Annotated in this window: 8 protein-coding genes and 2 pseudogenes; all 10 read right to left on the bottom strand. The window is 53.9% G+C overall.

Going from position 1 to position 6,925, the window contains the following annotated elements:
• Positions 1–272: transposase domain-containing protein (locus tag CSQ89_RS00440; protein WP_308418097.1), on the bottom strand; the 272-nt coding region annotated here is incomplete at its 3' end.
• 137 nt (positions 273–409) lie between these two features.
• A pseudogene (locus CSQ89_RS00435) lies at positions 410–907 on the bottom strand (IS5 family transposase); the annotation flags it as partial.
• Positions 908–990: 83 nt separating this feature from the next.
• A pseudogene (locus CSQ89_RS00430) lies at positions 991–1,641 on the bottom strand (IS110 family transposase); the annotation flags it as partial.
• Positions 1,642–1,864: 223 nt separating this feature from the next.
• Positions 1,865–2,395, bottom strand: a complete 531-nt coding sequence (locus tag CSQ89_RS00425) for a type II secretion system protein (protein WP_186293343.1) — start codon at positions 2,393–2,395, stop codon at positions 1,865–1,867.
• Positions 2,337–2,726 carry a type II secretion system protein gene (locus CSQ89_RS00420; RefSeq protein WP_199065089.1) on the bottom strand — a complete coding sequence of 130 codons (390 nt, stop codon included), beginning with the start codon at positions 2,724–2,726 and terminating at the stop codon, positions 2,337–2,339. Before CSQ89_RS00420 ends, CSQ89_RS00425 begins: the two co-directional genes overlap by 59 nt.
• A gap of 5 nt (positions 2,727–2,731) precedes the next feature.
• Positions 2,732–3,223, bottom strand: coding sequence for a type II secretion system protein (locus CSQ89_RS00415; protein WP_233202918.1), 492 nt, complete (start codon positions 3,221–3,223; stop codon positions 2,732–2,734).
• Positions 3,224–3,360: 137 nt separating this feature from the next.
• Positions 3,361–5,280 (bottom strand): hypothetical protein, encoded by a 1,920-nt coding sequence (locus CSQ89_RS00410; RefSeq protein WP_099404221.1) that lies wholly within the window; start codon positions 5,278–5,280, stop codon positions 3,361–3,363.
• On the bottom strand, positions 5,277–5,834 hold the full coding sequence (locus tag CSQ89_RS00405) for a hypothetical protein (protein WP_099404220.1): 558 nt from the start codon (positions 5,832–5,834) through the stop codon (positions 5,277–5,279). The genes CSQ89_RS00410 and CSQ89_RS00405 overlap by 4 nt, the downstream gene beginning before the upstream one ends.
• Positions 5,831–6,388 (bottom strand): hypothetical protein, encoded by a 558-nt coding sequence (locus CSQ89_RS00400; RefSeq protein ID WP_099404219.1) that lies wholly within the window; start codon positions 6,386–6,388, stop codon positions 5,831–5,833. The genes CSQ89_RS00405 and CSQ89_RS00400 overlap by 4 nt, the downstream gene beginning before the upstream one ends.
• The gene (locus CSQ89_RS00395) at positions 6,385–6,924 is read right to left on the bottom strand and encodes a hypothetical protein (RefSeq protein ID WP_099404218.1); all 540 of its coding nucleotides are present in this window, start codon (positions 6,922–6,924) and stop codon (positions 6,385–6,387) included. Before CSQ89_RS00395 ends, CSQ89_RS00400 begins: the two co-directional genes overlap by 4 nt.
• Position 6,925: the final 1 nt, after the last annotated feature.

Here is a 6,925-nt window from a genome sequence, read left to right as displayed (position 1 = left end):
GCCTGGGTTAAGGCGCTCTTGGCGAGGTCGGGGATCACCTCGTCAGGCAGCGCCAGATCCAGATGCGCTACCACCTGGGGGATAGATTCATGCCGGTACATTGCCAGTGCGATGACCAGCCAGACGACCTGTTCGGCGGGCAGCTTACGCCGCCGTACGCTAGCTTTACCAGTCACCGCCAAGGCGTGGGTGATCCATTGCGGGTCAATGTGTTGAGAAAGGGCACCGAAATCGGGGTGTTTGTGAGCCTTGCCGAGCATCCAGATATCCACTTGAAACGTTCGTGGACAACATGACAGCAGGACTCACGACTGGCAAGAGAAATGCCGTTCACTGGCTAAAGTGAACGGCATTACCGACTTCCGGGGCCTTTTGGATTTGGTGGTACAGATTCGGTTGAGCGCTATTTCTTTATCGCCACGAAGACCTCAGCAGACGGCAGTTGTGCGATCAGTTCAGGTGCCTGCGTACAGTCGTTGACCTCACCACCGGCAATGTCGAAAGCCACCGGCAAACCATGTGCATCGACAGCCAGATGAATCTTGCTTGTATTGCCAGCCCGACTTTTGCCGATGGCTTCAGCCTGATCGCTGACAGCACCGGCACTGTGCTGATGGGCCTTCACATAAGTGCCGTCGATGAATACCCATTCGAAGTCGGGTTCCTCTACTAGGACTTTGAAAGCTTTGAGCCACTTGCCAGCAAGCGACCAAGCATTGAAGCGTTTGTAGATGGTGTTCCAGCCGCCAAAAGCACTGGGCAGATCTCGCCATGGGCAGCCCACGCGCATCCGGTAGAGCATTCCCTCAACGGTCATTCGCAGGTCTGGCTTGTGGTAAATGGTTTGCTGAAGCAGAATTTTCTCCAGCTTCGACCAAAGCTCGTCACTGAGCATCAATCGGGGCATAGCAAACCCGCAGGGTGATTGGTAAAGGAACCGTAATTCTGCGGGTTTGCTGCTCTTCTTCAATGCACCGAAGTCAAAACGTCAACAGAGCCTAGGCGCTGGCTTACCTCGCAGCTGCGGTGCCATTGCTTGATCTGAACTTCAAGTTCCCCCACTTGCTGATCTAATTCAACCAAATATACGTATAAGCGCCGCAACAAGCTCTGGAACACACTGGGCAGCTTATCGCCAGCATTTTCGATGAGTCCATGTAGTTGATTTCGCAATGTGCAGATTCCCTTTGGAAGAATCATCCCAAATTCAGCAAGTAGTCCCCGGATCTGGTTCGCCTGCGCCGTGCGGGCCGCGACAAAGTCCTGCCGAGCACGATGCAACGATAATACGGCTTGCTGCTCAACACTTTTGATTGGCACGAATCTCATATTCGGCCGCGTAACTGCTTCGCAGATGGCCTCGGCATCTGCCGCATCATTTTTGTTGGTCTTTACGTACGGTTTGACGAATTGCGGCGGCATGAGCCTGACGGTATGCCCAAAACTTTGCAGCACGCGCGCCCAGCGATGCGCACCACCGCAAGCCTCCATGCCAACCAAGCATGCGGGCAAGTTGGCCATAAAAGCGACAAGCTGATCGCGCCTTATCTGCTTTCGAAGGATGGCTTTAGCGTGTTCGTCGACAAAGTGCACCTGGAACACGCTCTTGGCCAGATCGATTCCAATTGTCGTAATCTTCATGGTGGACGCCCCTTTGTGTTGAGTGGTTGATCAGCGCTTCCACTCTGGCACATTGATGCCTATTTAGGAGGGGGGCGTCCATCCCATTGGTTCAGTATTAGCTATGGCAGTGGAATGGGTGATGGGGACGTAACCATAGTGGACCACGCGAGGGGGTGGGAGCGATACAGAGTAAGCCTAGGTGCACGACACACCCGAGGTAATCAATAAAACGGGTTAGGAATCAAGGTTTCTTCGTCGTGCCTGCTTGGTAGGTGAATACCCACTCGGCCAGGGTCTGCTTCTCGTTGAAGTTTGCATCTGCCTCGCTGAAATCGGCGAGTTTGTGAGGTTTACGGGTTGAGATGGAATGTACACCCATTATGCCTCCTCCTGGTGCCCCTACCACAGCCCAATCGCGTTGGCCGGTTTCCGGGTCTGGATATATTTGGCGCAGATGGCGTACTGGCTGGAGAAAGCGTGGGTCCATCAGCAAATCCTCTAATCGAGAGGGATATTGACCATTGGCACCAGGCATCTCCACATAATGTCGAATGGCTTGCCGATAGACATTGCCGACGTAGAGAAGATCGGCTTCACGTTGGCGTTCGGCTTGGGTAGCGCTGATTTCGACTGCTCGGCCCGTCATCACGCTCATGACAACCAAGATGCCCATTAGCCAGAAGTAAGCCAACCCAGCCTGATGCCGTGAGGCTTTACCAGTCCGCATAGCTGGTACCGTCGGCGGCTTTACCGGGCGCACCACTTTTGACATCGGCCACATTACCTTTGGATTCGGCACCGGGCGCGACTATTCGCCAGCTATCACGTCGTTCGGTAATCGGATCGATTGGAATTTCACGAAGATAGCGGAGTTCGACGAGTTCTTGCAGGCTCTGCGGATAGCGTCCTCGGTCCCCCTGGAACTGGTCGATAACTCGCCGCATGCTGGCCAAGTCATCGCGTAGTACAGTTTCACGGGCACGGTCGACACTACCGTAGTAACGTGGCGTAACCAGCGTGAGCAGCGTAGCGATAATAGCCATCGCCACAAGCAGTTCAATGAGCGTAAAGCCAGCCTGTTTCTGCCGAAGATTATCCGTCACGTTGGTCACCACTCGCGGTAAGGTCGGCCGTTCAGGCCTGATTCGGGGCTAAGTGGGTAAACATCGTAAACATCCTCTCCTTCACGTGGAGCGTCGGGCGGGCTTTGGTAGCTGCGATATCCCCATGTAGCCGAGGCAGCTGCGGTCTCATCCGGGAAAAATGGGTCACGCGGAATACGGCGCAGAAAATACAAACGCCGTTTTTCGGCTGATTTGCGGTCTTCTATACCGTCCACCAACATTTGCAGATCTCGAGGGTAACCGCTGCCATTGGCAGGCTTATCGATCCGACCGTCTTCTGTTGCCCGCTTGTAGTCGTCGATGGCCGTACGTATTTCGCGCAATGCCAGTTTCAGTTCCTGCTCTTTGGCGCGCCGTGCGTTCAGTTGGGTTAATGGCATGGCTGCGGTAGCCATGATAGCCAGCAGCGTTAAGGTGACCAACAGCTCAATCAGGGTAAAGCCTTTAGAGCGGGGTGGTGCAATGGACTTGTTCACAGCTTGCTGCGCGTGGCCCTTATCAGGACAACATGCAGCGCAGAAATCCTTATGTACCGGGGTACATAAGGATTTCGAGTTGCACATAGTCTCTGATAAAGGCCGCACAGCTAGTGCATGAAAAAGCCCAGGGTGCCTCATGGGCGTGTGCCACCATTGCTGGGCACGTTAGCCGGCGGTGGAGGAGGGGGGGGCGGTGGTGCAGGTGGTGGTAGCCCACTCGATGTCGGTGCACCTGTCGAAGAGCCGGTTGGTACGGTGATTTTGGATTTGCGGCTGGGTAAATGAAGCGGGTCAGCGCCTATGCTATTTTCGGTGCCGCTTGCAAACTGGGTCTGGTCGGCATCGGGCGCTTCCAGATTGCGGATGATATGTGGCGTGATCAGCAAAACGAGTTCAGAGCGGTTATTTTTATCTGTTTCCGAAGCAAATAGCCGGCCTAATATAGGTAGTTGGGCCAGACCCGGTATGCGATTCGCTGCTTCACTTTCATCACGCTTGATTAATCCTGCCAGTACCTGAGTCTCACCATCTTTGAGTCGAAGCACGGTAGTCGCTTTGCGGCTACCAATTTGGTAAACCGTTCCCCCTGTGCTGGTTTTAACTTCTTTAGCGATATTGCTGGATTCCAGATTCAATTTGATACCTACTTCGTCGTTGGGATAGACCTGGGGTTCAACCTCAAGTGTCAAGCCAACATCCATATAATTAACTGACTCTGATACTGAGCCAGAGTTTGGAGTGGACGTTGTAGTAACGACCGGCACCCGATCCCCAATGACAATCTTGGCTTTTTCGCGATTTTTGACACGGATGCGTGGGTTAGCAAGTGTATTGGTAGCACCGTCGGTGTTCTTGAGATTAAGGGTCAGTAGAGGATCTGGGATTTTAACTAGCAGGTCTTCTCCATTGATGCCCCGTAACTGTTTAAAGTTAAGGTTGCTGGCGACTCCCCCCACAGCGTTGGTGGGCACTGATACGGATAGGGAGTCTGCTGCCTGAAGGCCAAGATTATTTTCCTTGAATTTAGCAATCTCTAGCACCTCGACTTCAAGTAAGACTTCGGGATCAATGAGGTCCTGTGAAGCCAATAGCTTTTCTGCTACCGCAATGGCTTCCGGCGTATCCCGCATCACCAGGGTATTCAGCTTTTCATCGATATAGATATCGCGTGTCTTGATGATGGTCTTGAGCAAGGAGAGCGCTGATTTGGCTTCCATATTGCCCAGGTAGAAGGTTTTGACATGTAAAGGGTCGATGTCCTTTTGCCGATTGGCATTGGCGGGGTAAATCATCACAGTCTGATCGTTCAACAACCGCTTTGCCAGTTGGTTGCCGGCCAGCAATACATTGAGTGCATCGTTGAGTGGGGTATCGCGGACGATGATGGTAGTGCGGCCGTCTACTAAAGCCTGCGCCTCTTTGTCGAATACAAAGTTGATGCCGGTGCTTTGGCTCAATACATCGAAGATGGACGAGAGTGGGGCATTGCGGAACTCCAGCGTGACGGGCGTATTTAGCGGTGAGCTGGCACTTGAGGGCGAATTTTCGCTACGCAGGCGGTTGGCTTCCAGTTCGGACCATAACTTCTTGGCTTGCTGCTGGCGTGGGTTGTCGGCCAGCACCTGCTTTAGGATGTCACCAGCGCGATTGGTATCTTTGTCGGCAATGGCTTGCACCGCTTCCTTGACTCGACCTGCCTGTTGTTCTTCCTTCGCTAAGCGATTTAAACCATCACGGGCACGTGGGTAGTTGGGAAGTACGCGCAATGCAGCTTGGTAGCGTGTTTGCGCCTCCTCAAATTTTTGACCTAGTCGTAATGCATCGGCTTCTCGGGTTAGCCGATCTGCCTGCTGCTCATGGGTACGAGCCCATGTTGTGCGGATAGCGTGGTTCTCCGGGTATTTTTGCGTCAGTCTATCAAGCTCGGCGATACCTTCTTCGTTGCGACCCTCGTTTAACAGTTGTTTGGCACGGCCCAGGGCGGCTTGCTCTGTGGCGCAACCGCTAAGCAAAGCCAGCATGATGAGCAGTGAGCCGGAAGTTAGATGTTTCATGGAATGGCTCCAAGGGGCAACACTTGGGTGCGTTGCGTGGCCAAGTGGGTGAAATTGAGGCCGGCGTTATCAAGCCGTTCAAGGCGCCAGCCGTCGGGCAGGGTATCGCCAAGGTGGGCAACCAGCGGGTTTCCATTCAGGTCGAGATAGATATCAAGCTTGCCATCTCGCTCCATTTTGCCCAGGTATTGAAAAGGCAGATTTGCTTCAATGGGTGGAGTGATAGTAGGCGGTGCTATTGTAGGGGGAGGCGGTGGTGGTGGCGCAGGGGGCGTGCTGCTGGCGGGTTTGGCGGAACGGAATGGATCGCTAGCGGGCTCTGTTGCCGTATCGCGTATAAGCGAATCAAACCACTCTGTTTGTTCGGTATGGTTGGGCGTGGCTACCTTGGTTGCCGGCGTGCTATTTGACGTGTTAGCTGGTGTACTTTGTTCTGCCGTGGGCTGTTTCAACTCGATTGCGGTATCAGACTGTCCAAGCTGGTTCGACCACCAGGCTAGGCCTCCTATGCCAAGCAAAGCTGCCCACCAGATTGGCTTGATACCTTTACTCATGGCTTGGCTCCGGCTGACGTAGCTGGGGAACGGTCATCACGGTAGTAAAAGCTGAAGCGAAGACGTGCGGTGACAACGTCACTGGCTTCGTCTCGGTCAAAGCGTACTTCATCAAGTATCGCATTGGAGGAACGGTCCAAAACCGCCTTCAAGAACGTACGCAGCGATGGGTAGTCGCCATCAATAGGTAGATTCACCTGATATCGCAATAGTGGTAGACCGGTAACTGATTGAAGGCGATATTCCGATTCGCGTACCACCATATCTGCTGCGGTGGCGGCGGTATCGATAGCGGCCAGTTGATCGGGGAGGGTAGAGAATGCCGGGAAATGACTATAGAAAATACTGAGTGCGTCTTTCTTTACCGGCTGTGTACTCTGGGCTTGTTGAGCCGCCTGCATCTCGTTGGTCAGTTCCTGCAGCTTGGCATCACGTGGACGTAGTTGAATAAGCCACACTGCGATTGCACCGAGTAATAACCAGAAGCCCAGCCGGCCCGCGGTGCCAAGTTGCTGCCAAAACCAACGAAGCCATACGGGTAGGTTGGTGTTCATTGGGCGCCCCCGGCCGGCACTTGAGGATCAGTCCATTGCGCTGCAATTTGAAAACGGACTACGTTGCCTTGTTCGTCCCAGCGTTGCTGCAAAAGATGCACTTGTTGTAATTCAGACTGGTCGCGCAGGCGGCGCAGGTATTCATATAGCGGGGCGGTGTCTTCGGCTTCGCCACCCAATAACACCCTGCGCTGCCCGGACTCTGTACTCTCAACGGCTTGGGGTAGCACCTGTGAGAGCTGAACACCCTTTACATCGGTCTTTTCCAATTGTGAAAAAAGGGCTTCCCAAGGCCGACGGAATTGTGTGGACAGCTCGCGGGCGCGTGTCTCAGCTTGTGGGTCGACGCGGGCGGGCCCGACCTGGGCATTGTTTTGCCGCAAACGCTGGCCATCAATGCGGGCAAGTTTGGCTTCCAGATCGGTTTGTCGCCAGCTGGCTGTCAGAATCGCGATCAAACCCAACGCCGCTACCACACCACCTAAAATGGGGTGTCCGCTGGGTTTACGGGCAAAATCTAGTTCAACCTTACGCATT

Origin of the sequence: Chitinimonas sp. BJB300 (assembly GCF_002735695.1) — a bacterium.
GTDB lineage: Bacteria > Pseudomonadota > Gammaproteobacteria > Burkholderiales > Chitinimonadaceae > Chitinimonas.
Note: the sequence above shows the minus strand (reverse complement) of the source record. Positions and strands in the feature narration are given on the sequence as shown.